General features: G+C 37.2%; 28 protein-coding genes. 17 read left to right on the plus strand and 11 right to left on the minus strand.

Features of this window, described 5'->3' with window-relative positions; genetic code table 11:
- Nucleotides 1-71: 71 nt before the first annotated feature.
- The 6 genes from LIS78_RS04250 (at nt 72) to LIS78_RS31260 (ending at nt 6,082) form a co-directional block, all read left to right on the plus strand.
- Complete coding sequence (locus LIS78_RS04250; RefSeq protein WP_013055534.1) at nt 72-1,265, plus strand: NupC/NupG family nucleoside CNT transporter; 1,194 nt, start codon at nt 72-74, stop codon at nt 1,263-1,265.
- A gap of 314 nt (nt 1,266-1,579) precedes the next feature.
- Complete coding sequence (locus tag LIS78_RS04255) at nt 1,580-3,016, plus strand: amino acid permease (RefSeq protein WP_013055535.1); 1,437 nt, start codon at nt 1,580-1,582, stop codon at nt 3,014-3,016.
- A gap of 138 nt (nt 3,017-3,154) precedes the next feature.
- Nucleotides 3,155-3,718 (plus strand): biotin transporter BioY, encoded by a 564-nt coding sequence (locus tag LIS78_RS04260; RefSeq protein WP_195781114.1) that lies wholly within the window; start codon nt 3,155-3,157, stop codon nt 3,716-3,718.
- A gap of 31 nt (nt 3,719-3,749) precedes the next feature.
- Nucleotides 3,750-4,472: a dethiobiotin synthase gene (gene bioD, locus LIS78_RS04265; protein WP_195781113.1), complete on the plus strand. Its 723-nt coding sequence runs from the start codon at nt 3,750-3,752 to the stop codon at nt 4,470-4,472.
- Nucleotides 4,453-5,826 carry an adenosylmethionine--8-amino-7-oxononanoate transaminase gene (gene bioA, locus LIS78_RS04270; protein ID WP_252284667.1) on the plus strand — a complete coding sequence of 458 codons (1,374 nt, stop codon included), beginning with the start codon at nt 4,453-4,455 and terminating at the stop codon, nt 5,824-5,826. Before bioD ends, bioA begins: the two co-directional genes overlap by 20 nt.
- Nucleotides 5,827-5,947: 121 nt before the next feature.
- A complete protein-coding gene (locus LIS78_RS31260) occupies nt 5,948-6,082 on the plus strand; it encodes a hypothetical protein (protein WP_268241078.1) in 135 nt (44 codons plus the stop codon).
- An 82-nt stretch (nt 6,083-6,164) separates the two neighbouring features.
- Here the strand turns inward: LIS78_RS31260 and LIS78_RS04275 are convergent, their stop codons facing one another.
- Nucleotides 6,165-6,347 (minus strand): YolD-like family protein, encoded by a 183-nt coding sequence (locus LIS78_RS04275; RefSeq protein ID WP_060744868.1) that lies wholly within the window; start codon nt 6,345-6,347, stop codon nt 6,165-6,167.
- 376 nt (nt 6,348-6,723) lie between these two features.
- Here LIS78_RS04275 and LIS78_RS04280 point away from each other — a divergent pair, with 376 nt between their 5' ends.
- Entirely contained in the window at nt 6,724-7,389 is a 666-nt protein-coding gene (locus LIS78_RS04280; protein WP_195781111.1) for a TerC family protein, read from the plus strand.
- 36 nt (nt 7,390-7,425) lie between these two features.
- On the opposite strand, the gene LIS78_RS04285 is transcribed toward LIS78_RS04280, so the two are convergent.
- A complete protein-coding gene (locus LIS78_RS04285) occupies nt 7,426-8,694 on the minus strand; it encodes a dicarboxylate/amino acid:cation symporter (protein WP_013055541.1) in 1,269 nt (422 codons plus the stop codon).
- Between the two features lie 145 nt (nt 8,695-8,839).
- Nucleotides 8,840-9,853 carry a DctP family TRAP transporter solute-binding subunit gene (locus tag LIS78_RS04290; protein ID WP_434092355.1) on the minus strand — a complete coding sequence of 338 codons (1,014 nt, stop codon included), beginning with the start codon at nt 9,851-9,853 and terminating at the stop codon, nt 8,840-8,842.
- Nucleotides 9,854-10,006: 153 nt separating this feature from the next.
- Between LIS78_RS04290 and LIS78_RS04295 the strand changes: the two genes are divergently transcribed.
- From LIS78_RS04295 to gdh, 4 genes are all read left to right on the plus strand, one after another.
- Nucleotides 10,007-11,575 (plus strand): ATP-binding protein, encoded by a 1,569-nt coding sequence (locus tag LIS78_RS04295; protein WP_195781110.1) that lies wholly within the window; start codon nt 10,007-10,009, stop codon nt 11,573-11,575.
- 12 nt (nt 11,576-11,587) lie between these two features.
- Nucleotides 11,588-12,274: a response regulator gene (locus tag LIS78_RS04300; protein WP_115653111.1), complete on the plus strand. Its 687-nt coding sequence runs from the start codon at nt 11,588-11,590 to the stop codon at nt 12,272-12,274.
- Nucleotides 12,275-12,493: 219 nt separating this feature from the next.
- The gene (locus LIS78_RS04305; protein ID WP_028407570.1) at nt 12,494-13,354 is read left to right on the plus strand and encodes a RhaT/GlcU family sugar-proton symporter; all 861 of its coding nucleotides are present in this window, start codon (nt 12,494-12,496) and stop codon (nt 13,352-13,354) included.
- A 17-nt stretch (nt 13,355-13,371) separates the two neighbouring features.
- On the plus strand, nt 13,372-14,157 hold the full coding sequence (gene gdh, locus LIS78_RS04310; protein WP_195781108.1) for a glucose 1-dehydrogenase: 786 nt from the start codon (nt 13,372-13,374) through the stop codon (nt 14,155-14,157).
- Here gdh and LIS78_RS04315 read toward each other — a convergent pair.
- The 6 genes from LIS78_RS04315 to LIS78_RS04340 all read right to left on the minus strand — a co-directional run bounded on the left by LIS78_RS04315 (nt 14,134) and on the right by LIS78_RS04340 (nt 17,326).
- Nucleotides 14,134-14,769: a ferric reductase-like transmembrane domain-containing protein gene (locus LIS78_RS04315; protein WP_252284669.1), complete on the minus strand. Its 636-nt coding sequence runs from the start codon at nt 14,767-14,769 to the stop codon at nt 14,134-14,136. The genes gdh and LIS78_RS04315 overlap by 24 nt on opposite strands.
- Nucleotides 14,744-15,667 (minus strand): FAD:protein FMN transferase, encoded by a 924-nt coding sequence (locus tag LIS78_RS04320; RefSeq protein WP_195781106.1) that lies wholly within the window; start codon nt 15,665-15,667, stop codon nt 14,744-14,746. The genes LIS78_RS04315 and LIS78_RS04320 overlap by 26 nt, the downstream gene beginning before the upstream one ends.
- 12 nt (nt 15,668-15,679) lie before the next feature.
- Nucleotides 15,680-16,102: a hypothetical protein gene (locus LIS78_RS04325; protein WP_195781105.1), complete on the minus strand. Its 423-nt coding sequence runs from the start codon at nt 16,100-16,102 to the stop codon at nt 15,680-15,682.
- A gap of 214 nt (nt 16,103-16,316) precedes the next feature.
- Nucleotides 16,317-16,787 (minus strand): DUF2178 domain-containing protein, encoded by a 471-nt coding sequence (locus LIS78_RS04330; RefSeq protein WP_195781104.1) that lies wholly within the window; start codon nt 16,785-16,787, stop codon nt 16,317-16,319.
- Nucleotides 16,777-16,995 (minus strand): helix-turn-helix transcriptional regulator, encoded by a 219-nt coding sequence (locus LIS78_RS04335; protein WP_013081870.1) that lies wholly within the window; start codon nt 16,993-16,995, stop codon nt 16,777-16,779. Before LIS78_RS04335 ends, LIS78_RS04330 begins: the two co-directional genes overlap by 11 nt.
- 148 nt (nt 16,996-17,143) lie before the next feature.
- Entirely contained in the window at nt 17,144-17,326 is a 183-nt protein-coding gene (locus LIS78_RS04340; protein ID WP_013081871.1) for a YolD-like family protein, read from the minus strand.
- A 392-nt stretch (nt 17,327-17,718) separates the two neighbouring features.
- Between LIS78_RS04340 and ltaS the strand changes: the two genes are divergently transcribed.
- On the plus strand, nt 17,719-19,647 hold the full coding sequence (gene ltaS, locus LIS78_RS04345) for a lipoteichoic acid synthase (RefSeq protein ID WP_195781103.1): 1,929 nt from the start codon (nt 17,719-17,721) through the stop codon (nt 19,645-19,647).
- A gap of 76 nt (nt 19,648-19,723) precedes the next feature.
- Here the strand turns inward: ltaS and LIS78_RS04350 are convergent, their stop codons facing one another.
- Both LIS78_RS04350 and LIS78_RS04355 read right to left on the minus strand, forming a co-directional pair.
- Nucleotides 19,724-19,924: a YolD-like family protein gene (locus LIS78_RS04350; RefSeq protein ID WP_074893948.1), complete on the minus strand. Its 201-nt coding sequence runs from the start codon at nt 19,922-19,924 to the stop codon at nt 19,724-19,726.
- A gap of 229 nt (nt 19,925-20,153) precedes the next feature.
- Entirely contained in the window at nt 20,154-20,624 is a 471-nt protein-coding gene (locus LIS78_RS04355) for a GNAT family N-acetyltransferase (protein ID WP_252284670.1), read from the minus strand.
- Between the two features lie 111 nt (nt 20,625-20,735).
- Here LIS78_RS04355 and pdxR point away from each other — a divergent pair, with 111 nt between their 5' ends.
- The 5 genes from pdxR (at nt 20,736) to LIS78_RS04380 (ending at nt 25,012) form a co-directional block, all read left to right on the plus strand.
- A complete protein-coding gene (gene pdxR, locus LIS78_RS04360; protein WP_350495070.1) occupies nt 20,736-22,133 on the plus strand; it encodes a MocR-like pyridoxine biosynthesis transcription factor PdxR in 1,398 nt (465 codons plus the stop codon).
- 135 nt (nt 22,134-22,268) lie between these two features.
- Nucleotides 22,269-23,204: a homocysteine S-methyltransferase gene (mmuM, locus tag LIS78_RS04365; RefSeq protein ID WP_252284672.1), complete on the plus strand. Its 936-nt coding sequence runs from the start codon at nt 22,269-22,271 to the stop codon at nt 23,202-23,204.
- A 111-nt stretch (nt 23,205-23,315) separates the two neighbouring features.
- Nucleotides 23,316-23,561, plus strand: coding sequence for a hypothetical protein (locus LIS78_RS04370; protein ID WP_252284673.1), 246 nt, complete (start codon nt 23,316-23,318; stop codon nt 23,559-23,561).
- 45 nt (nt 23,562-23,606) lie between these two features.
- The gene (locus tag LIS78_RS04375) at nt 23,607-24,239 is read left to right on the plus strand and encodes a fumarylacetoacetate hydrolase family protein (RefSeq protein WP_252284674.1); all 633 of its coding nucleotides are present in this window, start codon (nt 23,607-23,609) and stop codon (nt 24,237-24,239) included.
- 311 nt (nt 24,240-24,550) lie between these two features.
- Nucleotides 24,551-25,012, plus strand: a complete 462-nt coding sequence (locus LIS78_RS04380; protein ID WP_195781097.1) for a CBO0543 family protein — start codon at nt 24,551-24,553, stop codon at nt 25,010-25,012.
- Nucleotides 25,013-25,050: the final 38 nt, after the last annotated feature.

Genomic DNA, 25,050 nt, shown 5'->3' on the forward strand with positions numbered 1-25,050 from the left:
TGTTATTGTCAGAATTTATGAAAAGTAAGAGCTTTTTTTGTTTTTCAAATACACACCTGGGAGTGGCTTGCATGTACTTTTTATTAAATTTATTAGGCGTTTTTGTAGTAATGGGTGTCGTCTTCTTATGTTCTCCTAAAAAGAAAGAAATAAAGTGGCGTCCGATTGCTTCACTGTTGGTCGTTGAAGTCCTTATTACTTGGTTTATGTTAGGAACTTCAATCGGAACATGGATCATTAATAAAATTGCTTCGTTCTTTACTTGGCTAATTTCTTGTGCTAACGATGGAATTGCTTTTGCGTTCCCATCCGTAATGGGAAATGAAACGGTTGACTTTTTCTTCAGTGCATTACTGCCTATCATCTTTGTCGTGACATTTTTTGATATTTTATCTTACTTTGGTATTTTAACGTGGATTATTGATAAAGTAGGCTGGGTCATTTCGAAAGTTTCTCGTTTGCCTAAATTAGAAAGCTTTTTCGCTATTCAAATGATGTTTTTAGGAAATACGGAAGCATTAGCGGTTATTCGTAATCAACTTTCTGTGTTAAAAGACAACCGTTTGCTTACGTTTGGAATTATGAGTATGAGCAGTATTAGCGGATCTATTATCGGTGCTTATTTAACGATGGTTCCCGCTACGTACGTGTTTACAGCAATTCCACTGAACTGTTTAAACGCGCTTATTTTAGTGAGCTTATTGAATCCAGTTCATGTTACAAAAGAAGAAGATATGATTTACGTACCGCCAAAGTCGGAGAAAAAAGACTTTTTCTCTACCATTTCAAACAGTATGTTAGTCGGAATGAACATGGTTATTGTTATTTTAGCGATGGTTATTGGGTATGTAGCTCTTACGTCTGCGCTTAACGGTATTTTAGGCGTTATCGTAGACGGCTTGACTGTACAAAAGATTTTCTCTTATATCTTTAGTCCATTCGCATTCTTACTAGGGCTAACGGGGCATGATGCAATGTACGTAGCTCAGCTGATGGGTATCAAGCTAGCAACAAATGAATTCGTGGCGATGATGGATTTGAAGAAAAATCTAGATACACTTCCACCGCATACAATTGCAGTTGCTACAACATTCTTAACATCTTTTGCTAACTTCAGTACGGTGGGTATGATTTATGGGACGTATAATTCTACGTTATCAGAAGGTAAATCAACAATTATTGGAAAAAACGTATGGAAGCTGCTTGTGAGCGGTATCGCTGTTTCGTTATTAAGTGCTATGATTGTTGGATTGTTTGTTTGGTGAAAAATGAAAAAGCTGTGCTTTCGTCTTCGAAAGCACAGCTTTTTTCTTGTTGCATCATCTATTCATTTGAAGAAAAACGGTTATGAATATCAACAGTAAAAGAAAATCACACTATTCAAGAAAAATTCATTTTACTTTTGCAGAAAAATATTTTAAATCTAGTGAGCATTATGTTAAGATTACAAAAGGCTGTTTCATTTAAATTGAGAACACCGCATAAATATGTAAGTAAATATGCATAGAAAACAAAGGTTTATTAATTTTTTTCTAGGTAATATCTCGTAATAAATAGGTTGAAAGGAAATGTCGTTAATATGATAGAAGGACAACAGCAAACAAATGAATTAAAAAAGACGATGAAAAGCAGGCATTTGTTTATGATTTCGCTCGGCGGGGTTATCGGTACAGGTTTCTTTTTAGGAACAGGATACACGATTAGCCAAGCAGGAGCGATTGGAGCTATCCTTTCGTTTATCGTAGGTGGCTTCATTATGTACTTAACAATGCTTTGCTTAGGGGAGCTTGCAGTAGCAATGCCAGTTTCCGGTTCGTTTCAGACATATACAACAAAATTTATTGGCCCTGGTGTTGGTTTCGCTTTTGGATGGTTATATTGGTTGGGCTGGGCTGTAACGGTTGCATTAGAATTCTTGTCAGCAGGTCAGCTTATGCAAAGATGGTTTCCTGATTCTCCTGTATGGATCTGGTGTGCTATATTTGCGCTTTTATTATTCTCATTAAATGCACTGTCAGCTAAAGCGTTTGGTGAAGCGGAGTTTTGGTTTGCCAGCATTAAAGTGTTAGCTATTATTTTATTTATCGTGCTTGGTGGAGCTGCTATGTTTGGTTTTCTTCCATTAAGTAATGGAGACAGCGCACCGCTTTTCTCTAATTATACGGCTCACGGCGTGTTCCCTCACGGAATTAGTGCCGTGTTGATTACCATGATTACAGTTAACTTCTCATTCCAAGGTACGGAGCTCATTGGTGTAGCGGCTGGGGAAAGTGAAAACCCAGACAAGACTGTACCAAGAGCAATTAAACAAACGGTATGGAGAACGCTTGTATTTTTTGTACTAGCTGTAGCTGTCTTAGCGGGTATGATTCCGCTTGAAAAAGCAGGCGTAGTTGAGAGTCCATTTGTTGTTGTATTTGACCAAATTGGTATTCCATATGCAGCAGATATTATGAACTTTGTTATCCTAACGGCACTGTTATCTGTAGCTAACTCAGGTCTTTATGCAGCAACGCGTATGCTGTATTCATTGTCAAAAGATAACATGGCAAGTTCAGCTTTCATGAAAGTAAATAAACGCGGTGTGCCGATGAATGCCCTGCTTTTAACATTAGGCATTGCGCTTTTATCTTTACTTTCAGGATTCTTTGCTCAAGAAACAGTATTTGTATGGCTCATTTCTGCAGCGGGTTTAGGTGCACAAATCGGCTGGATTACGATTGCTGCATCACTGCTTGCATTTAGAAAGAGATATATAAATCAAGGAGGGCAAATCGAGGATTTAAAATTTAAAGTCCCTCTTTACCCGGTATTACCTTTAATCGCGTTAGTATTAAATACGATCGTGTTGGGAAGCATGGCATTTGATGCAGAACAGCGAATGGCACTGTATGTCGGTATTCCACTAGCGCTGCTGTTTTATGCTTATTATCATGCACGTGTAAAAAAGAAAGTTGATTTATCTATCAGCCGTCAAGAAGTGCAGCTTAAAGACGACAAAAAAGTAATTTTATAAAAATCAAAAAGACGCAAAAGCCCAGGTTTTTGCGTCTTTTTTTATTGTTTTATTTGTCAACTTAAAATAAAATTAAGTTGACAAATAAAAAGAAATTATTGCAAACTTAAAGCAACGAAAAGAGAAAGGAGGGTGAATATGAAACCGAAAACAATGGCGTATGTTTCCTTATTTGCAGCTTTAACGGCGATTGGTGCATTTATAAAAATTCCTATTCCCTACATACCGTTTACTCTTCAAATTGTTCCTGTTTATTTAGCCGGTGCGCTGTTAGGTCCGCGTTTAGGTTTGTATAGTCAGCTATGCTACATAGGTATTGGGTTAATCGGTGTTCCGGTTTTTGCAGAAGGAGGAGGTTTAGGATATATCTTCAAACCAACGTTTGGCTATTTAATTGGCTATGCTGCAGGAGCATTTATGAACGGCTACCTTATTCAAAAATATGACTTAAAGAAACCTTTTTCTATCTTTTCAGCTAACTTATCTACGTTAGCTATTGTGTACGCGGTCGGCTGCTTCTGGCTTTACGGAGCAATGAAATGGATAATTGAAAAGCCTCTTTCACTGAGTGATACACTTCTTTTTGGAGCTGTTTTGCCAATGCCTGGAGATCTTTTATTGTGCCTTTTATGTTCAGTGCTGATTCACCGAATGCAGCCTCAATTTAGTCGTTTGTCATCAAAGCGAGTTAAAGCGGGGTAATTAAGACATAGAAAAAAGGAGAGAAAAGAAAATGGGTAAAGCGTATTTTATTACGGGAACTGGAACAGATATTGGCAAAACGCTGGTTACAAGTATTTTGTATAAAGTACTTAGTCGTCTAGGAATAAAAACGACAATTTGCAAACCATTTCAAACCGGCTACCAAGACGAAATTGGAGGTTATCCGGATATTCACTGGTTTGAAACAAGGCTCGGAGTAGCAGATACGGGTATTTATCAGTTAAAGCCGGAGACGTCTCCTCATTTGGCTATTGCACTGAGCAACAAGCAAGTAGAGCCTTCAATCGTCTTAAAACGCATTAATGAATTAAAAAAGAAATTTGATGTAGTGCTTGTGGAAGGAGCGGGAGGTCTTGCCGTACCTTTAATTGAGGAGGAAACAACGTTCTATATGACAAAAGATTTGATCATAGATGCACAAATGCCGGTTATTGCTGTTGGAACAACGGGATTAGGAGCTATTCACGATGCGCTTTCTACTTTTTCATATGCAAGTGAGCATCACCTTAAAATCAACGGACTCATTTTTAATCGTTTTAATCACAGCAGTATCATTCATAACGACAATGTTCGAACGATTGAAAAGCTGCTTCAAATATCATCTTTAATGACCGTTCCAGTATTCACACATATCGATGAAGAGTTAGATGCATATATTGAGAAAATGATGAGGCAAAAAAGTGTTATTCAACATATTCAGGAGGTGTTTGACTGTGCCGTATCAAAAAGCTGAGCTGGAGAAATGGGATAAAGAATATGTATGGCATCCGTTTACACAAATGAAAGCTTACCGTCAATCGAATCCTCTTATTATTGAAAGAGGAGAGGGAAGCTATTTATATGATGTAGAGGGAAACAAATATTTAGATGGATACGCCTCTCTATGGGTGAACGTGCATGGACATAATGATCCGGAATTAAATACAGCTTTACATATACAAGTGGGAAAATTAGCGCATTCTACGCTGCTTGGATCCGCAAACGTTCCATCCATTTTGTTAGCCAAAAAGCTAGCAGAAATTACTCCTGGCAGCTTATCGAAAGTCTTCTACTCTGATACAGGCTCCGCCGCTGTCGAAATTGCGTTGAAAATTGCCTATCAATATTGGCAAAATCTCGACTCTGTAAAGTACAAAAACAAAAGTAAATTTATCTCATTGAATGAGGCATATCACGGAGATACAATCGGGGCAGTCAGTGTGGGAGGCATGGATTTATTTCATCGCATCTTTAAGCCTTTGCTGTTTGAACGAATTCCCACACCTTCTCCTTATACTTATCGTATGGAAGGGTTCGAAAAGGAAGAGCAAGCTTCAGCTTACTGTATTCACCAGCTAGAGAAGCTCTTGCAGAACAAAGGAGAAGAAGTAGCCGGTTTGATTATTGAACCGCTTGTGCAAGGAGCAGCGGGTATTATTACACATCCTCCCGGTTTTTTAAAACAAGTAGAGCGTCTGTGCAAAGCGTACGGGGTATTGCTGATTTGTGACGAAGTAGCCGTTGGATTTGGACGAACAGGAACGCTGTTTGCATGTGAACAAGAAGATGTTGTACCGGATATTATGTGTGTAGGAAAAGGGATAACAGGAGGGTATATGCCGCTTGCTGCTACGTTAACAAGCGAAAAGATATTTAATGCTTTTTTAGCTCATCCAGATGAAAATAAAACGTTCTTTCATGGACATACGTATACGGGAAATCAATTAGCCTGTACAGTAGCGCTTAGAAATATTGAACTGATAGAAGAAAGAGAATTAATCCGTAGTGTAAAAGAAAAGGAAAAAGTTTTTAAACGTTATCTATTAAAGCTTTATGAGCTGCCTAACGTGGGAGACATTAGACAAAGAGGATTAATGGCAGGAATCGAGGTTGTGAAAGACCGCCAAACAAAGTCTATTTTTGAAGATAAAAAAGTGATGGGAGACATTATTTTAGCGGCTCGCCAAAAAGGTTTAATTATTAGAGAGCTAGGTCCTGTGATTACAATGATGCCTATTCTTTCAATGACAAACGAAGAATTAAAAACAATGGTTGAAATTGTATATGAATCAATTAAAGAAGTAATCGCACGCTATAAAGTGAGCTAAATAAAAAGAGGGCAGGACAAAAGTATTTTATTTAATTGAAAGAAGATCCGAACAATGAATCGTTCGGATCTTTTTATGGTTATGGTAACGTGAATTTACTCTATTTAGCTGCTTCTAGCGGTTGATTGGAGGGCAAGGCGAAGACTCCTGCGGGAAAAGCGGAACAGGTGAGACCCCGCAGGAGCGTAAGCGACGAGGAGGCTCACCGGCCGCCCGCGGAAAGCGAAGTCTTGCACGGAGATCAACCGCGGTGTAACAAGCAGTCCAGATCATTTGTCCAATTTGTACGTCTTTAGATGGGATTGGTGTAGTTATGTCTCAATCTCTTCTTTTTTCAATCAATAAATATTTTTAATACTTGATAGTCGAAGTGATCGCACATGCTGATTTTCATCTTTTAATAGAAGAGTTTGTTCGAACAAGTTTAAGTTTTGAATATAACCTTTTACCGTTTGAACAAAACCGTTGTTTTGATAGTTAATAGTTAATAATTTATTTGTTTTAAGCGCTTTTAAAATCATACCTATTTTCTCCCTTCTTATATCGTAGCTGACGAAAAACTACAAAATAACGAAGAAGCATTGGAGGCTTGTATTATTTATAAAAATTACTCTATTTTTTATAAATGCTCTCCTGCTACTAATAGTAGAGGGTGATGGTGAAAAACAGATGAAAGATAAAGAATAAGGTTTGATTTATTGTAATGAACTGACTTTTCCTTTACAAATCCCTATTTCAAATTTCTTTTTAGTGATAAAATACTGTTAGTGAAATAACTACTTCTCTTCATTAAAGGGTAAGAACGGGTTATATTGATAGAGTTTTAGTTCTCTATTTTTAGTAATGAAATAAGAGATAGAGAAATAGACTAATAAAAATCAATCAAGGAGTTTTTTTATGGATCAGAGTTTTATTTTAAATCTTTTAGAAATTTTACTGATTAACATTGTACTGAGTGGCGATAACGCAGTCGTGATTGCTTTAGCTTGTCGGAATCTTCCGGACGAGCATCGAAACAAAGCGGTTGTTTTCGGTACATTAGGAGCGGTTGTATTACGTGTAGGGCTAACGTTTGTCGCTGTATATTTATTAACAATCCCATTTTTAAATTTCATCGGAGGCCTGCTTCTTCTATGGATTGCTATTAGTCTTTTAAAAGGTGAAGATGACGGAGATATTAAAGCGAATTCAACTCTAGCAGGTGCTATTAAAACAATTATTATAGCGGATCTTGTTATGAGTTTAGATAACGTAGTAGCGGTTGCGGGTGCGGCTAACGGCAATATTCTACTCATTATCCTTGGTCTTGTTATCAGTATTCCGTTAATCATTTGGGGAAGTCAGCTTTTAATGAAAATTATGGAAAAATTCCCGATTATCATCATTGCCGGAGCAGCGCTTCTTGGCTATACTGCTGGTGAAATGATCTTTAAAGACAAAGCGGTGGGACATGTATTAGAAGGATTAAATCCGCATTTGCATACGATTGTTCCTATTTTGTTAGCTATTTTAGTTGTCGTTGTTGGGAAACTTAGCGGACGTTCTAGAAAAGAAACGCATTAATTCTAAAAAAGACCCCTGTAAGGGGGTCTTTTTTTATTACTTAGCTAATGGAGGTGCGGAATTAACGTCTTGTATCGTCTCTACAGGAGGATGAAATTCATTTTCCATTTTTGATACAACTACAGTTGCTACACCATTTCCAATTAAGTTTGTAATGGCACGAGCTTCCGACATGAAGCGGTCTACCCCAATTAACAGCGCGATTCCTTCAACTGGAATCATCGGGAATGCAGCAAGCGTAGCTGCTAGTGTAATAAATCCAGAGCCAGTAACTCCGGCAGCTCCTTTAGACGTTAGCATTAAAATACCAAGTAGCGTAATCTCTTGCATTAACGACAGGTCGACTCCATACGCTTGAGCGATAAAGATAGCAGCCATGGATAAGTAGATTGCTGTTCCATCTAGGTTAAATGAGTAACCAGTTGGAATGACAAGTCCTACTACAGATTTTGAACATCCGTACTTCTCCATTTTGTCCATCATTTTTGGCAGTGCAGATTCCGAAGAAGACGTACCTAATACAAGTAGAATTTCTTCTTTAATAAAAGCAATGAATTTAAAAATATTAAATCCATAAATCTTAGCAATGGTTCCAAGTACAAATACAATAAATAAGAACATAGTAATGTAAACAGATCCCATTAAGAAACCGAGTTTTTGAAGAGAGCCTATTCCAAAGTTACCGATCGTATAAGCCATCGCTCCAAACGCCGCAATAGGTGAAAGTTTCATAATCATATTAACAATTCCAAAGAAAATATCTGTACAGCGTTCAAAGAATGTAATGACAGGAGCCGCTTTTTCGCCGAGTGTAGCTGTAGCCATTCCAAATAGTACGGCAAAGAATAAGATTGGCAATAATTCACCATTTGCCATTGCGCCAAATACGCTGTCTGGAATAATTCCCATGATAAACTCCATAAATCCATGCTCCGCTTCAGCTGCTTGCTGCGTATATTGAGTAACATCAGCTCCGCTTGCGCCATTGATATTAAAGCCAGCCCCAGGTTTGATAAAGTTTACAACGATAATTCCAATTGCTAAGGCAAAAGTAGTGACAATCTCAAAGTATAAAAGAGCTTTACCTCCAATCCGTCCCACTTTCTTTAAATCTCCCATGCTTCCGATACCGATGACCACGGTTAAGAAAATAATTGGGGCAATCACCATCTTAATTAATTTAATGAAGATATCAGCCAATACTTTTAATTTAGCTCCAAATTCAGGAAACATGAAGCCAATTGCAATACCAAGAAGGATACCGATGACAACTTGAACAGTTAGATTTTTAAAACTTAATTTCATACGTAATGCTCCTTTCGAAAATGTTTTTGTTAACGCTTACATTATTCTTATCCTTATATTAACTGATAATTTTAACTATTTATATTTCTGGTGATAATGTTCTTTTTGGTCATTTTGATCAAAAAAAGTGATGAACATATAGTCATCACTTTTTGCTTTCGATATTTTTTATTTGCTGAATGATATCAAGCGTTTGTTTTGTTGCATTGTTTTCAAACGATTGATAAAGAGAGTTAAACTGTTTTTTCCATTCGGCTTTTTGTATATCATTTAAGTAATAAACGCGCATGCCAGATTTATTTTTTATTTGCTGCAGCTGTTCATCGTTCATCATTTTTGATTGAGTCCAAATCCAGTTAGTTGTTTCTACCATTGCATCACCTAATAGTTGTTTTACATCTTCAGGGAGGCTGTCCCAATACTTTTCATCCATTAAAACAGCATAGCCCAAGTATCCATGGTTGCTGATGGTCATATATTTTTGCAGCTCGTACAAACGTTTTGAATAAATATTAGAAATGGTATTTTCCTGTCCATCAAATTCCTGTCGTTCAAGGGATTGATATACTTTATTAAACGAGACAGCCTGAGGCTTGGCGTCAAGAAGTTCGAATTGTTTTTTGATTACTTCACTTGGCATAATGCGAAACGTTTGACCTTGAAAATCTGCTGGATGGAGCAAAGGTTTCGTATTGCTAGTCATTTGTTTAAAGCCGTTGCTCCATAAAGCAAGCCCTTTAATGTTTTTCTCTTGCAGCGTACTCAACAAATCCTGTCCGATTTTACCGGTAAACACTTGTTTTGCCTCGCTGTAATCATCGAAAATGAAGGGAAGATCAAAAAGTTGCCACGTAGGGGAGAGGTCGCTTAGCTTTGAAATGGAAGGTGCAATCATTTGTACATCATTTCGGCGAAGGGCGGCAAGTTCTTCGTCGTCTGAATACAATACACCGTTTGAATATACTTCAATTTTAACTTTACCATCCGATTTTTGATTAATGATTTCAGCAAATTTTTGAGCGGCTAAGCCTTTTGGAGTGTTTTCAGCTACAACGTGGCTAAAATTAATCACAATTTGCTTATTTAATCCTTTTTGCTCATCGTCATCATACACATTATCCTGATTTATAACCGTATACTGCAAAAAAACATAGATCATCAAGAAAACGCTAACAATTATACATGCCCCTATAAACATCTTCAAAATGTCCAACCCCGCGATTCAATAATTTTTCTCTACAAATATTCTAACACGCAATTTCTCAACGTGGTAAAATTAAAATAAACTTCAATCAGCAGTAGGTGTTCCGCTATGATGCGCTTATCGATGCAAACGAAAATGACGGGGTTAATCTTTTTTATCGTGGCCTTTTCGTTGTTTTTAGCAAGTATCGTGGTGATTAACAATTTTGTGCAGTCAAAAGAAAATGATTTAGAGCAAAGGGCTTTAATCACTTCGAGAACAGTTGCTGAAATGCCTGAAATTCGAGAAAAAATTGAAAAAGATAGTAAGAACATTAATCAAATTGTAGAGCCGATTCGCATTATTCACGGTGCTTATTATGTAGTGGTTATGAATATGAATCATGAACGTTTGTCTCACCCTTTGCAAAGCATGATTGGCCAAATCTCTAAAGGAGATGATGAGGGACAGGCGTTTGCAGAACATACCTATACCGATAAAGCAAAAGGAGAAGGCGGAATGGTCATTCGCTCTTTTGTACCCGTTGTAAACGATCAGCATGAACAAGTAGGAGTGGTTGTCTCAGGCTATCTTCTTCCCAAATTTACAGAGGTCATTTTAAGTTTAAAAAAAGAAATCTTTCTTATCTCAGGTCTTGCTCTTTTTTTTGGAGGATGGGGAGCGTGGGCGCTTGCATCTCGTATCAAAAAAGAGATGTTTGAGCTTGAACCTCATGAAATTGCTCGTTTGTTCGTAGAACGAACGGAGACCTTTAATGCCATGCATGAAGGAGTCATTGCCATTGATAAAGAGGAGAACATCACTATTTTTAATCATAAAGCGAAAATTATGATGGATGTACCCGATGAGGTAATTGGAAAAAAGATCTATGATGTGATTCCAGATACAAGACTTCCAGAAATTTTGCAGCTTAATCAGCCTGTTTATAATCGAGAGCTTCAAGTTCGAAATTTGAATATTTTAAGCAATCGTGTGCCGATTAAGGTTAATAATCACACAGTCGGTGCGGTCGCTATTTTTCAAGACAGAACAGAAGTTAAAAAATTAGCTGAAGAGTTAACAGGAGTTAAATCATTTGTAAGCGCTCTTAGAGTTCAAAACCATGAATACATGAATAAACTTCATACGATTGCAGGGCTTATCCAACTTGGAAATAAAGACAAGGCTCTTCAATACGTTTTTCAAGTGTCTGAACAGCAAGAAGAGCTCACCCAATTTCTTCATAAGCATATTAAAGATGAAAGTATATCGGGATTGCTGTTGAGCAAAGTCAGCCGTGCCAAAGAACTTGGAATTGAGTTAGCTATCGATCGCCACAGCGAGCTTCGCTCATTTCCTCCTTACTTAGATCATCATGATTTTGTGATTATTATTGGTAACTTAATTGAGAACGCTTTTGATTCGTATCAACATATGGAGCGTCGTGAACGGAAGATCTATATAAGTATGGAACAAAATGACGGCATTCTTTCTATCTTAGTTGAAGATAACGGATGTGGCATGAATGAGGATCAAGTAGAGAGAATCTTTGATGAAGGTTTTTCAACCAAAGCAAAGGAAAATAGAGGAATTGGTTTGCATTTAGTAAAACAAATTGTTGAAAAAGGAAACGGTCAGATCGAAGTAGAGTCAGAATTAGATGTTGGAACGACTTTTATCATTACATTCTTTTTATAGGGGGAGTGGGAAATGAATAAAAAAGAATGGACGGTGCTTCTCATAGAAGACGATCCTATGGTACAAGAAGTGAACCGCCAATTTATTGAACAAGTTGAAGGGTTCATCGTTATCGCTGCAGCTTCGAATGGTTTAGAGGGTATACAGCTCATTAAACAGCATCAGCCTGATTTAACGATTATTGATATGTATATGCCTAGTCAAGATGGCTTAACCACCTTACAGCAAATTCGAGCAAATGGCTATAAAACAGACGTGATAGCAGTTACGGCTGCAAGTGATATTGAAACCGTACGCAAAGTTCTTCAATACGGCGCGGTGGATTATATTATGAAACCGTTCAAGTTTGAACGAATGAAGCAAGCGCTTGAGCAGTATCGTTCGTTTCAAGTTAAAATAAGTCAAAAAGAACATATTACTCAGTCTGAATTAGATTCTATGCTGTTTCAGCAATTCGAAGAAAAAGCCGATTTGCTTCCAAAAGGGCTAAATGCGGTTACGTTAAGGAGGATACAACAATATCTTTCCGAACAAAATCATCCAATTTCTGCTGAAGAAGTGGCGGACGGCGTAGGAATTGCGCGTGTTACAGCAAGAAGGTATTTAGAGTTTTTAGAACAGGAAAACGAGCTGAAATTATCAGTTGAATACGGCAGAGTGGGGAGGCCTATTAATCGCTATATGTTAAAAATAAATTAAATCATACAGAACAGCTTTTATTTGGAAAAGCTGTTTTTTTGCGTTAGAAAGTATATCTTTTTCTCTCCTAGAACAAATTAAGGTATACAGTTTTCGCTATCCAAAGAATATTTCGTGCGGTCATTAATTCATACAATGTCCCTAAAAAAGGATTAATGGCGGAAAAATTGGGGAATATGCACTTTGACATTTAATTTTAGCACAGGAAGGTTTTGAAACATGGACATATTTTTAGCCGTCTTACCAGCCATATTTTGGGGAAGCATTGTGCTTTTCAATGTGAAACTAGGCGGAGGACCTTATAGTCAAACGCTTGGAACCACATTGGGAGCTTTGATTTTCTCCATTGGTATTTATATTTTTGTACACCCTACGCTTACACCTTTAATCTTTGGCGTTGGAGTTGTATCGGGGCTATTTTGGGCAGTTGGACAAAGTAATCAGCTGAAAAGTATTGATTTAATTGGAGTTTCTAAAACGATGCCTATTTCAACTGGGCTTCAGTTAGTTTCCACTTCATTATTTGGAGTAATTGTGTTTCACGAGTGGTCTACAAAAACTTCAATCATTCTTGGTGTGCTCGCTCTTATCTTTATTATTGTAGGGATTGTTTTAGCATCACTTCAAAGCAAAGAAGAGAAAGAGGCTGAAGAAGGAAAAGGAAACTTCAAAAAAGGAATTGTTATTTTATTAATTTCAACCGTTGGTTATTTAGTTTATGTTGTAGTAGCCCGTCTATTTAATGTAGACGGATGGTCGGCTTTATTACCTCAAGCAATTGGTATGGTTATTGGAGGAGTGTTGCTGACGTTTAAGCATAAGCCATTTAATAAATATGCAATTCGCAACATTATCCCAGGTCTTATTTGGGCCGCTGGTAATATGTTTTTATTCATCTCACAACCTAAAGTAGGCGTAGCGACAAGCTTTTCGCTTTCCCAAATGGGAATCGTCATTTCAACATTAGGCGGGATCATTATTTTAGGTGAGAAGAAAACGAAGCGTCAGTTAGTTGGGATTATTATTGGAATTATACTGATCATCATAGCAGGAGTCATGTTAGGGCTCGCCAAAAGCTAGCTAGGAGGGTATTAACAATGTATAAAGATTTAGAAGGAAAAGTAGTTGTCATAACAGGTTCATCTACAGGTTTGGGAAAATCAATGGCGGTTCGTTTTGCGACAGAAAAAGCCAAAGTAGTTGTGAATTATCGTTCGAAAGAAGACGAAGCTAACAGCGTCTTAGAAGAAATTAAAAAAGTTGGCGGAGAGGCAATTGCCGTCAAAGGTGATGTAACAGTTGAGTCTGACGTTATCAATTTAGTCCAATCTGCTATTAAAGAATTTGGAAAGCTAGACATTATGATTAACAACGCGGGGTTAGAAAATCCGGTTTCATCTCATGAAATGTCTTTAAGTGATTGGAATAAAGTCATTGATACGAACTTAACGGGAGCATTCTTAGGCAGCCGTGAAGCGATTAAATATTTTGTAGAAAATGATGTTAAGGGAACAGTTATTAACATGTCGAGTGTTCACGAGAAAATTCCTTGGCCATTATTTGTTCATTACGCAGCAAGTAAAGGCGGTATGAAGCTCATGACTGAAACACTTGCATTAGAATACGCTCCAAAAGGCATTCGTGTAAATAACATTGGACCGGGAGCGATTAATACACCGATTAACGCTGAGAAATTTGCTGATCCTGAGCAGCGTGCAGATGTAGAAAGCATGATTCCAATGGGATACATCGGAGAGCCGGAAGAAATTGCAGCGGTTGCTGCATGGCTAGCTTCTTCAGAGGCAAGTTATGTAACAGGGATTACGCTCTTTGCTGACGGCGGTATGACACAGTACCCATCATTCCAAGCAGGACGCGGATAAGAAAAAACGCACTCTATGATAGAGTGCGTTTTTTAGTTTTTCCTGAGCTTTTTTTTGGTTCTTAGGAGCTGACTGGTGTTGAATTCGTAAAAAAAGCAAAATCAAAACGATGCAGCCAGTGATGCTGTACATCCCAAGAATAAGCGGCTGATGTGTATCCGTTCCAGAAGTAATGCCGTGATACAGTGCTAGCAAATAGCCTGGAAAAGCAAGAAAATGAATGGCTTTCCATGTTTTTCTCCCAAGCTGTTTTATAAAATCGGATGTAATAATTAGTACGAATAAAATGTAGAGTGAAATAGTACCAAGACCTGTGCTAATTGGTTTGTAATCGGAAGTGAACGGAATTAAAATGTCAGAAAGTGAAAAATGAATAGATTGATCAAATGATAAAACAAGTCCGTGAATCATTCCGAATAATAACCCGAACCACCCCGATGATTGATGAACCAGCAAAAGCTGTTTTTTTCGTTTTGGTTTAAAAAACGAAAAGCTGTGAGAAATGCCAGCGGCAACCGATACAAACATTAGTAAACAAGAAGTTAAGCCGGCTGCCCGAATGGTATTCCAAACGGGAAAGTGGGCACTAAATTGCGCGAGGAGAGTAGCCATAATGGTATACCTGACCTTTCACATTTTTTTCGATTAACACCTTGCCTTCTTTTGTAACCGCAATTACCTCTAAAGAAGGGTGATGCATTTTAGCTAATCTTAATCCAGCGTCCCATCCGAGAATAAGCATGCATTTTGCATAGACTTCAGAAACGGTCAAGTCTTCTGAAACAACCGTTACTTGCAGAAGCTCTGATGAACTAGGCTTGCTGATTCTGCCGTCAATAATATGATGGTGAGTGTGTCCGTTTACTTTCCACAATCGCTTGCCTACACTGCTTGTGGCAATGCCGCTGTTGCTCTTTACTTTAATACTCATGAGATTTTTTGATAAATCAAATGGATGAGAGAGCGCAATGGACCAGTGCTTGCTAGCAGGCCCCCACGTTACAATATCGCCGCCTCCATCGATTGCCCCAAGTGAAGTTCCTTTTTTCTTTAATTGATTCGCCATTTGCTGAATGCTCCAACCTTTTGCAATTCCGCCTAAATCCAGACCGACATTAGAAGCAAGCTGAATACTTCTCATTCCTTTATGAATCATAATAGGGTTAACAGCATCAAAAGCTGCTACTTCTTGAGGAAGCTGATTGTTAGGCAGTTGTTCAAAGCTTTGGTCATATCCTAGAGTTTGAATAGAATGATACAGAAATGGGTTGAAAATTCCGTTTGTCTCATTGTAATAGTAAGAGGCTGTTTTTACAGCTTCATACAACATTTTTGACGGTAAAAATAATCTTCCGTTCAGTGAATTAAGCTGTGAAAGCTCGCTTGTTGGAAGAAAGCGGCTTAGTGTTTCTTCTACAAGGTAACACCAGCTCTCCACTTTTTGGCTGACAGGCGTTTCAAGCTGATATACATTAAATTCGGTATTCATTGCTTTAAATGAGTAGCTCATTACATCACATCCTTAAGAAGGTCTTGATTGGATAGAAGAATCATTATTATTGCCTCCGTTATCCTGACCATTTGTGGAATGGTCATTTGACCACTGGTCTTGCTGATTACTCGAATCATCATCTGACCACTGATCGTCTTGACTGCTTGAATTATCGTCTGACCATTGATCACTTTGCTCACTAGAACTGTCATTTGACCATTGATCTTGCCCGTTAGTTCCATTGTCCGTATTGGAGTCAGATCCTGAATCTGGAAATAGGTCCGTCTCATCTTCCGTTTGAGTTTGAGATGAATTATCGGCTGATGTATCGTTATTTAGTGCTGTAGCTGTTGAATTGGTTTGATCATATTTTTGAGAAAGCCCTACAAATGTTGTAAATGCAGCAACGCTCGATAAACCAACCATCCATTTTGTCCATTTATTAGCTGCCATTGATATGCTCCTTTTATCTTTCATATTTTGCAACTGAACACTGAAGAAAAACTGCAGTGGAAGGTAACATACATCGTTCAATTGTTATAGTTCAATATAGACAGAGAAAATGAAAAAATAGTGAAATAGATGTAGGGCGGATTATTTTTGTGGGGAATTCAATGAATTATTAGATTAAAAAAGGGTTGTTCTAAAAAGAACAACCCTTTTTTAATCAGCGATAAATCTTACTAATTGATACATAATACACCGTTAGCTGTACAAGAGAAAGAAGCAAAAGAACAGCAATGGGATAGAAGCTAAAAGAATTAGGTAACAGCGGATAAAAAGCTATTAATATAGCACCTATAGGAATAGAAAATAGGAGGAAAACAAAGGCTTTTTTACAAGCTTCTGCTGTTATCATCTTTTCACGTTCATCTTCTTCTGCAAATTCAAAAGGAAATAATAAAGGCGAAACATTCTTCGTCTTTTTACGCGCGCGGTAGTAAAAAAATGAGACAATTAAAAGAACAATTAAAGAAGCAAAAGAGCCTATAGACATAGTAACTTCCCACGGGGGTCCAGGGTGGGTCATAATTTCACTAAATTGAATATTTAGGCTTAAAAAATCGTATAAAAACCAACCTACGCATAACAGAGACACTACATTCAACAAATAAGATTTAATAACATTACTCAACATTTTTCTCCTCCTTTTGAAGTGTAAAAACATCTTCCATTTTTAATTGAAAGACATCACAAATTGTTAAACCAAGTAGTAGGGAAGGAACGTAATTTCCCTTTTCAATAGCTGCAATGGTTTGGCGAGTGGCTCCAACTTTTTCAGCTAAATCTCCTTGCGTATATCCATGTTTAGCTCTAAGCTCTTTTACGTGATTAATAAGAGTCAATATGATCACCCGCTGTCTTTTTAATAAATTTGTTAAGTTTATTTAACATTATGTAAAGTTAATTTAACAACAATTGGATGATTTTTCAATAATAAATGGATAAAAAATACAAAAAAGATCCTAGAAGAATTCTTCAGGATCTTTTTTGTTAATAAATTTCTTTAATGCCAGACAAACGAATGGAAAAAATGTTTTGTTTTTCATCTCGTAGGGAGAGGGTTTGGTCGGTTAGGTTTAAATTTTGGATTTTTCCTTTGAAGGTTTGAAGCAGGCCATTTTCGTAATAATTCACGGTTACATGTTTGTTTTTCTTTAACGCTTTTAAAATCATTTATTCATCTCCTTTCATGTGTGCATCTGTTATGAAAAGAAAGCTGTGGCTTAAGCATACGAATTTGGAGGATGCTCAAGGCAGAATTATTATTATACAGCAAGATGAGAATAGTTTGTAGATAAATTGTGAAAAAATGCACAAGTTTGCAGTACGGGAGTTGCAATAGAATACAGTATATGAGGGAGAAGGGATTTTATGATGAAAAAGGTGATTTTAGTTTATTTATTTGTGGGTATTAGGTAAACTAGTAGATGAATTTAAAGAATCTATCTATAGTTGTGAAGGCTAGGATTTCATTTAATTTTCATTTTCTATGAGTATAATGATAAAGGTTTTCTATATGTTCTTTGTGAATCTACTCATAAACTAATCGAGAAAGGAAAATCAAAATGAAGCGAATCGTTTCTAAGCCGCTGCACTATTTCATATTAGCCGCTGTTTTAATGTGGATAAAGTCGTACGTGGCTTATAAAACTGAATTTAACTTAGGCGTAAGCGGCGTAATGCAGCAAATGCTGCTGTTCATAAACCCTGTGAGTTCAGTGCTGATTTTTTTAGGAATCGGCTTATTTTTTAAAGGAAAGAAAGCAGGAGCTTGGATTCTTGCAGGCAGTTTCATTATGACGCTGCTGTTATACAGCAACATTCTCTATTATCGTTTTTTTAACGATTTTGTAACGCTTCCTACACTATTGCAGACAAGTAATGCAGGAAGTATGGGCGGAAGCATTATGGATTTATTAAAAGCACATGATGTTTTTTATTTTGTTGATTTTATTATTTATTTTTTCTTCTTTTTTAGTAAAAAAATTGACTGGCATAATGAAAAAGTATCGGTTAAGAATGCTGTAACTATTCTTTCTTTAGGATTCATGGTTTTTTCTGTCAACTTAACATTAGCAGAAATTGATCGCCCGCAGCTTCTATCTCGAACTTTTGACCGCAATTATCTAGTAAAGTATTTAGGCACCTATAATTATACGATGTATGACGGTGTTCAGACTGCTCAAAACTCTAAACAGCGAGCATTTGCAAGCAGCAATGATTTAACGAACGTCGTTAATTTTAAAAATAGTCACTATGCGGAACCAAATCCCGTTTATTTTGGAAAAGCTAAAGGGAAAAATATTATCAAAATTCATTTGGAATCATTTCAATCTTTTTTAATTGATTACAAATTAAATGGCCAGGAAGTGACACCTTTCTTAAATTCGTTGGCCCATGGAAATGACTTTACGTATTTTGATAACTTCTTTCATCAAACAGGACAAGGAAAAACATCAGATGCTGAGCTAATGATGGACAATTCTCTATACGGCCTTCCTCAAGGTTCTGCCTTTGTGCTGAAAGGAAGCAATACGTATCAGGCAGCACCAGCTATTTTAGATCAAAAAGCTGGCTATACGAGCGCTGTGCTGCACGGAGACTATAAGACGTTTTGGAACCGTAACGAAATTTACAAGCAGTTCGGTGTGGATAAGTTCTTTGATGCAAGTTATTACAATATGACGGGTGAAAATAAAATTAATTATGGCTTAAAAGACAAACCGTTCTTTAAAGAATCTGTTCCAATGCTGCAGTCTTTACCACAGCCGTTCTATGCGCATTTAATTACGTTAACAAATCATTTTCCATTTTTACTTGGAAACAATGAGGCAAGCATACAGCCGGCTAACACAGGCGATGCAACAGTTGACCGTTATTTCCAAACGGCTCGTTATTTAGACGAATCATTGCAATCTTTCTTCCAAGAACTGAAAGCTTCTGGGCTTTATGATAATTCTGTGATTATGATTTATGGAGATCACTACGGTATTTCTGAAAATCATAATGCAGCAATGGAAAAAGTAATGGGAAAAGAAATTACGCCTTATGAAAATGCTCAGCTGCAGCGTGTACCTCTATTCATTCACGTTCCTGGAGTAAAAGGCGGAGTTAATCATACGTACGGTGGAGAAATTGATGTTGTGCCAACTCTTCTTCATTTAGTAGGGATTGACAGCAAAGAGTTTATCCAATTTGGCACAGATTTATTTTCTAAAGAACATGATGATGTAGTAGCGTTCCGTAATGGCAACTACGTATCTCCGAAATATACATTAGTGGATGGAACGTATTATGATTCTAAGACGGGCCAAGCGCTTAAAGAAAATAATCAAATGAAAGCTTATAAACAGAAGGTAGCGAAAGAACTGGAGTTATCTGATCAAGTGCTTTATGGAGACTTACTTCGTTTCCACAAGCTGAAGGATTTCCAAACAGTCGACCCTTCAAAATATATGTACGGGAAAGAAGAAACAGAAACATCAGCTAAATAAAGCTAAAATCAAAAGAACATGATGACTTCTGCAAAGCAGAATGAGCATCATGTTCTTTTTTACTGTAAACTATTCATCAATAAATTTCTTTAATTCCCGACAAGCGAATAGAGAAAGTATTTTGCTGTTCATCTTTTAATGAAAGCGTTTGGTCTGTTAAATCTAGGCGCTGTACTTTTCCTTTAAACGTTTGAAGCAAACCGTTTTTATAATAGTTAATTGTAACGGCCCCGTTTTTTCTTAATGCTTTTAAAATCATTTTCAAAACTCCTTCCATATTTAAAATGTGTATGATTAACGAGCTGTAACATTCATTTTCATTTGCATATTTTTATTATACACAAAAATAGAAAGCGTTTTCACTTAAAGTTTGAACACTTTGTGAAAACTTTAACAGAGAATGTGACAAATACATACAGAAACTGATTTATTTGTCGTATTCATAATAAAACACATTTATGAAAGGAGTGTTAAGAACGTGTTAAAACTTTATGGATGGAAGAATATTATAAAATATCGTTTGAAATGTCGTAGTGAATCCATTCATCGTTCGTTACATTTCCGCCCATTTTCCTGTAAAGCGTTTGGGCTCTTGTATTATCATAAGCCGTTTCCCAAGACATAGCTGCATACTGATGTTTTTTTGTATACTGATGACTGGCCGAAAATAACTTTTCTCCAATTTTTTGTCCTCTTGCTTTTTCAGTAACGTACAAGTCATTTAAAATCGCTACAGGCTTTACACGCGTGGTGCTAAATGTAAAATAAAGCGTTGAAAAACCTACTGCCTCGTCATTTTGAGTCGCGATAAACTGAACGCCAGCATCGGAATGGTGAAACAAATGATTAATCAAATTTCTCAGCTGCTTTTTGGTAGGCTGAGGACGCTTGTAAAAATCAACAATGTATTCGTTCATTAATGAAATAAGTGCTTCCATATCAGCAGTATTAGCTTGATGAATTGTAATAGTAGTCATTAAATCTTCTCCTTTTTAATCAGATGATCTACACTTATAGTAAAAGAAATGTATCCCCTCTAAAAGAGCCAGATTTAAAAAATAAAATAGGGACAGATGAAAGGAGCTAGCTTGAAGTTCACACCTTTATTAAACCGCAAGGATGATATGCCTTTGTATCACCAGCTATATGAATATATAAAAAAAGAAATTGTATCCAGCAGGGTGGAAGTAAATGACAAACTGCCTTCTATCCGGTCTCTTGCTGATTACTTAAACGTAAGTCGAAATACTGTAGATATGGCCTATCAGCAGCTTTTAGCTGAAGGATATGTAGAAAGCAGGCCCAAAAGTGGACTGTACGTAACGAATACACAGTTTGATTTATTGCAAACAGATAAAAAGCCGACTGTATTTTTACACCCTCACTCAGAAACAAAGTCGTGTACCTATGATTTTCGGTATGGAAAAGTTGATAGCCGTTTGTTTCCCTTGAATGAGTGGAAAAAACGATACAATGAAAGTCTTCAAACTTATAGAGAAGCGCTGTTCACGTACCAAGAAAATCAAGGAGAAGAATCACTGCGAGAAGAAATTGCGACGTACCTTTATCAGTCAAGAGGAGTGGTTTGTTCGAAACATCAAATTATTATTGGAGCAGGTACGCAGCAATCACTCAGTTTATTAGCGCAGATGTTAAAGCAAAGCATCAGAGATATTGCCTTTGAAAATCCTTGCTATGACGGGGCTAGCTTTGTATTTAAGCAGCATGGATTTTCCTTAAAACCCGTGTCGCTTAATAATAAAGGCATAAACATCCAAGAGCTTTATGATAGCCAAGCACGAGCTGTTTATGTTACACCATCTCATCAGTTTCCATACGGAATGATCATGCCTGTTTCAAGAAGAATAGAGCTTCTTAAATGGGCGAATGACTGCAATGGATTTGTTATTGAAGATGATTATGACGGAGAATTTCGTTATAAAGGCTCTCCCATCCCTTCATTGCAAAGCTTAGACTCTAAGGGGCGCGTCATTTATACAGGGACATTTTCAAAATCTTTTATGCCTTCTTTAAGAATCAGCTACCTTGTATTACCGGAAGTTCTTCTAAAGGAATATCATGAACGTTTCTCTTTATACGAGCAAGCTGTTCCAGCCCTTCATCAGCGGACGCTCGGACTGATGATGAAAAACGGAGAGTGGAGTAAGCATTTAAGAAGAGTGAGAACTGCTTATCAACTGAAACACGATACTCTTTTGGCGGCTTTACAGAAGGAGTTTAACAAAAAAATCACGGTGTCAGGAGAATATGCAGGTTTGCATATACTTGTCCGCGTGCACAACGATATGAACGAACAGAAGTTAATTAGCGCAGCTCGAAAGCAAGATGTCTCTGTCTACGGCACTTCTCGTTATTGGCTTACGGAATCACCTCAACAAAAGACTCATCTATTATTAGGTTTTGGAAGTTTGGAGAGAGAAGAAATAGAAGAAGGAATAAGGCGGTTGAAAAATGCTTGGTTATAAGCCTCTCCTTATTTCTTCGGTTTCTTGACAAAAGTTGCCTAGTCCTTTAGACTTTTTTTGCATATATTTTAAATTATCTGAAAGGAGGATAGGGTAATCGAAGCTAACTGCTAGTGGACAACCCTAGATTAAACAATGAATCCTATCCAACAAATTTTACATACATTTCCTGTGATTGTACTAGATGGTGCAATGGCAACTGAACTGGAGAGATATGGCTGTGATTTGAACGACAGCTTATGGTCTGCAAAAGTGCTGATGGAGCAGCCTGAATTGATTAAGAGAGTGCATCAAGATTACTTTGCAGTAGGAGCTGACTGTGCAATTACAGCAAGTTATCAAAGCACATTTGAAGGTTTTGCTAAACGTGGCTTGAGTGAAGCAGAGGCTCGCGAGTTAATTCAAGCATCTGTAAAAATTGCGGCTGAAGCAAGAGATGAATTTTGGCAGCAAGAAGAGAATCGTCTTAATCGTCCAAAACCAATTGTCGCCGCTTCGGTAGGGCCTTACGGAGCATTTTTAGCAAACGGATCGGAATATACTGGACAGTATGATGTAACAGAAGAAGAGTTAATGGAATTTCATCGTCCTCGTATGAAAGCATTAATTGAAGCAGGAGCGGACGTACTAGCTTGTGAAACCATTCCTAATTTAATGGAAGCAAGAGCCATTGCGAGGCTGCTAGAAGAATTTGAAGGAGCGTACGCATGGATTACGTTCAGCGCAAAAGATGACCTGCACATTAGCAGCGGAACATTAATCTCGGAGTGTGCACGCTATTTAGATTCCTATGAGCAAGTAGCGGCTCTTGGAGTTAACTGTACGCCGCCTCAATATATTTCTTCACTTATTAAAGAAATTAAATCTCAAACGGATAAGCCAGTCGTTGTGTATCCAAATTCAGGGGAGCATTATGATGCTGAATCTAAAACATGGAACGGGACATCCGCGGGCGAAACGTATGGCTGCAGCGCTCACAGCTGGTATGAAGCAGGAGCTCAGTTAATTGGAGGGTGCTGCCGCACAACTCCAGATGATATTAAAGGCATTACAAAATGGGCTAGAAAATAACAGATTGACAGAAAGAGAATGTGACAAAAGTTGTTTCGTTAACGCTAAACACGGACTATCTATCAAAAATAGATAGTTCGTGTTTTTTTATGATCATGGTGAACGTAGATTTTGTGTGTGCAGGTCCTTCTAGCTGTTGGTTGGAGGCAAGGCGAAGACTCCTGCAGGAAAAGCGGAAGGAATGAGATTCCGCAGGAGTGTAAGCGACGAGGAGGCTCATCGGCCGACCGCGGAAAGCGGAGCCTTGCACGGAAATCAACAGCGGTGTCACAAGCAGTCCAGCTCATTTATCCCCATTTTCCGTCTTTAGATTGGATTCATTTTGTTATGTCTCAATCTTTTTTTCTTGTAAAATAAAAGAATACAAGTTGAAAAATCTTTATTTGAACGAAAGAAGGGATGATGAAAGTGAAAGATATTAAAAATGTTTATTGTGTAGGGCGAAACTACGCACTGCATGCAAAAGAATTACATAATGATATTCCAACATCACCTTTTTTATTTTCAAAACCTACTCACGCTCTCGTTGAAGCAGCTGGACAATTAATCACTCTTCCTAGCGACCAAGGAGAGGTGCACTTTGAAACTGAATTGATTCTTCATATTGGACAATCTTACAAAGAAGGCATAACAGTGGATGAACTTGTTAACGAGATGACGATTGGATTAGACTTGACCCTTCGAGACGTGCAGAGTGAATTAAAACAAAAAAAGCACCCTTGGCTCCTTGCAAAAGGATTCAAACATTCAGCGGTCGTGGGAAACTTTATTCCGTTTGAAGGAGTAGAAGCATCTAAGAAGAAAGACTTTTCGCTAGTGAAAAACAATGAACGCGTTCAGCTGGGGAATATTAAAGATTTGATTTTTGACTTACAAACGATTATTGATTTTACAGGAAAACATTTTGGTCTTGATAAAGGAGATCTTATTTTTACAGGTACACCTGAGGGAGTAGGTCCGCTTTCTCATCATGATGAGCTTTCACTTAAATGGGGACAGCAAGAGCTTGGTTCTTGCATTATTTCCTTTCGTTAAAAAAAGACGCTGGGAAAAAGTATTTTAGTTGAAGGAAGATCCGAACGAGTTTGATTCTTGATGGAGAATCAAACTCGTTCGGATTTTTTATTGGTAGAGTGAACGCAGCTTTCATATATGTCAGTGGATTCTAGCAGTGGAACAAGCAGTTTATACTAGCTCATTTAGCCCGTTTGTTCGTTTTTAGATTAGATTGATGTAGTTAGGCCTCAATCTCTTTTTTATAAAGCCTTAATTGTTAGTCTTCAGAATGAATTTAATATTCAATGGGAAAGCTGTTTTTATCTCCTATAGGAAACGAGGTCGTAAGTATGGTGCTATTAATCCTTACAACGGTGATTTCTATTCTGAGTGTACTAGTTATGCCAAAGCGTATCAGCTGGATGGAAATGTATACAACTTCTTTGTTTGTCATGTTTTTAGGATCGGTAGCAGATATATATCTTGATGTAAAATATGATCTTTATGGATTCTTTACAAAAGGAGTAGATTTTGAATATCTTTTAATTTTTATTTTTATTTATCCTGCGACGAATAGTGTATTTTTGAATTTTTATCCGCAGAGCAAGAGTTTGGCTAAAAAAGCTGTATATATTACAGTGTGGGTAATTCTTACAACACTGTTTGAGTACATTTCTATCCAAACAGAAGTGTTTTATTATAATGAATGGAAGATTCTATACTCGTTTTTTTGCTATCCTTTTCTTTATATAGCGATGGTTTTAAATCTAAAAATGATACGTAGGCTTCAGGTTATGGATAAACAAAAATAGAAATAAAAAAAAGTAATGGTAAATCATAAAAAAATGAT

Origin of the sequence: Priestia megaterium, from assembly GCF_023824195.1 — a bacterium.
GTDB classification, from domain to species: Bacteria; Bacillota; Bacilli; order Bacillales; family Bacillaceae_H; genus Priestia; species Priestia megaterium_D.

What these genes read in the sequence shown, in the direction of transcription:
- LIS78_RS04250 (WP_013055534.1), top strand. Translation starts at nt 72, where the DNA reads ATGTACTTTTTATTAAATTTATTAGGCGTTTTTGTAGTAATGGGTGTC.
- LIS78_RS04255 (WP_013055535.1), top strand. Translation starts at nt 1,580, where the DNA reads ATGATAGAAGGACAACAGCAAACAAATGAATTAAAAAAGACGATGAAA.
- LIS78_RS04260 (WP_195781114.1), top strand. Translation starts at nt 3,155, where the DNA reads ATGAAACCGAAAACAATGGCGTATGTTTCCTTATTTGCAGCTTTAACG.
- bioD (WP_195781113.1), top strand. Translation starts at nt 3,750, where the DNA reads ATGGGTAAAGCGTATTTTATTACGGGAACTGGAACAGATATTGGCAAA.
- LIS78_RS04275 (WP_060744868.1), bottom strand. Translation starts at nt 6,347, where the DNA reads ATGATTTTAAAAGCGCTTAAAACAAATAAATTATTAACTATTAACTAT.
- LIS78_RS04280 (WP_195781111.1), top strand. Translation starts at nt 6,724, where the DNA reads ATGGATCAGAGTTTTATTTTAAATCTTTTAGAAATTTTACTGATTAAC.
- LIS78_RS04285 (WP_013055541.1), bottom strand. Translation starts at nt 8,694, where the DNA reads ATGAAATTAAGTTTTAAAAATCTAACTGTTCAAGTTGTCATCGGTATC.
- LIS78_RS04290 (WP_434092355.1), bottom strand. Translation starts at nt 9,853, where the DNA reads ATGATCTATGTTTTTTTGCAGTATACGGTTATAAATCAGGATAATGTG.
- LIS78_RS04295 (WP_195781110.1), top strand. Translation starts at nt 10,007, where the DNA reads ATGATGCGCTTATCGATGCAAACGAAAATGACGGGGTTAATCTTTTTT.
- LIS78_RS04300 (WP_115653111.1), top strand. Translation starts at nt 11,588, where the DNA reads ATGAATAAAAAAGAATGGACGGTGCTTCTCATAGAAGACGATCCTATG.
- LIS78_RS04305 (WP_028407570.1), top strand. Translation starts at nt 12,494, where the DNA reads ATGGACATATTTTTAGCCGTCTTACCAGCCATATTTTGGGGAAGCATT.
- gdh (WP_195781108.1), top strand. Translation starts at nt 13,372, where the DNA reads ATGTATAAAGATTTAGAAGGAAAAGTAGTTGTCATAACAGGTTCATCT.
- LIS78_RS04315 (WP_252284669.1), bottom strand. Translation starts at nt 14,769, where the DNA reads ATGGCTACTCTCCTCGCGCAATTTAGTGCCCACTTTCCCGTTTGGAAT.
- LIS78_RS04320 (WP_195781106.1), bottom strand. Translation starts at nt 15,667, where the DNA reads ATGAGCTACTCATTTAAAGCAATGAATACCGAATTTAATGTATATCAG.
- LIS78_RS04325 (WP_195781105.1), bottom strand. Translation starts at nt 16,102, where the DNA reads ATGGCAGCTAATAAATGGACAAAATGGATGGTTGGTTTATCGAGCGTT.
- LIS78_RS04330 (WP_195781104.1), bottom strand. Translation starts at nt 16,787, where the DNA reads ATGTTGAGTAATGTTATTAAATCTTATTTGTTGAATGTAGTGTCTCTG.
- LIS78_RS04340 (WP_013081871.1), bottom strand. Translation starts at nt 17,326, where the DNA reads ATGATTTTAAAAGCGTTAAAGAAAAACAAACATGTAACCGTGAATTAT.
- ltaS (WP_195781103.1), top strand. Translation starts at nt 17,719, where the DNA reads ATGAAGCGAATCGTTTCTAAGCCGCTGCACTATTTCATATTAGCCGCT.
- LIS78_RS04350 (WP_074893948.1), bottom strand. Translation starts at nt 19,924, where the DNA reads ATGGAAGGAGTTTTGAAAATGATTTTAAAAGCATTAAGAAAAAACGGG.
- LIS78_RS04355 (WP_252284670.1), bottom strand. Translation starts at nt 20,624, where the DNA reads ATGACTACTATTACAATTCATCAAGCTAATACTGCTGATATGGAAGCA.
- mmuM (WP_252284672.1), top strand. Translation starts at nt 22,269, where the DNA reads ATGAATCCTATCCAACAAATTTTACATACATTTCCTGTGATTGTACTA.
- LIS78_RS04375 (WP_252284674.1), top strand. Translation starts at nt 23,607, where the DNA reads ATGAAAGTGAAAGATATTAAAAATGTTTATTGTGTAGGGCGAAACTAC.
- LIS78_RS04380 (WP_195781097.1), top strand. Translation starts at nt 24,551, where the DNA reads ATGGTGCTATTAATCCTTACAACGGTGATTTCTATTCTGAGTGTACTA.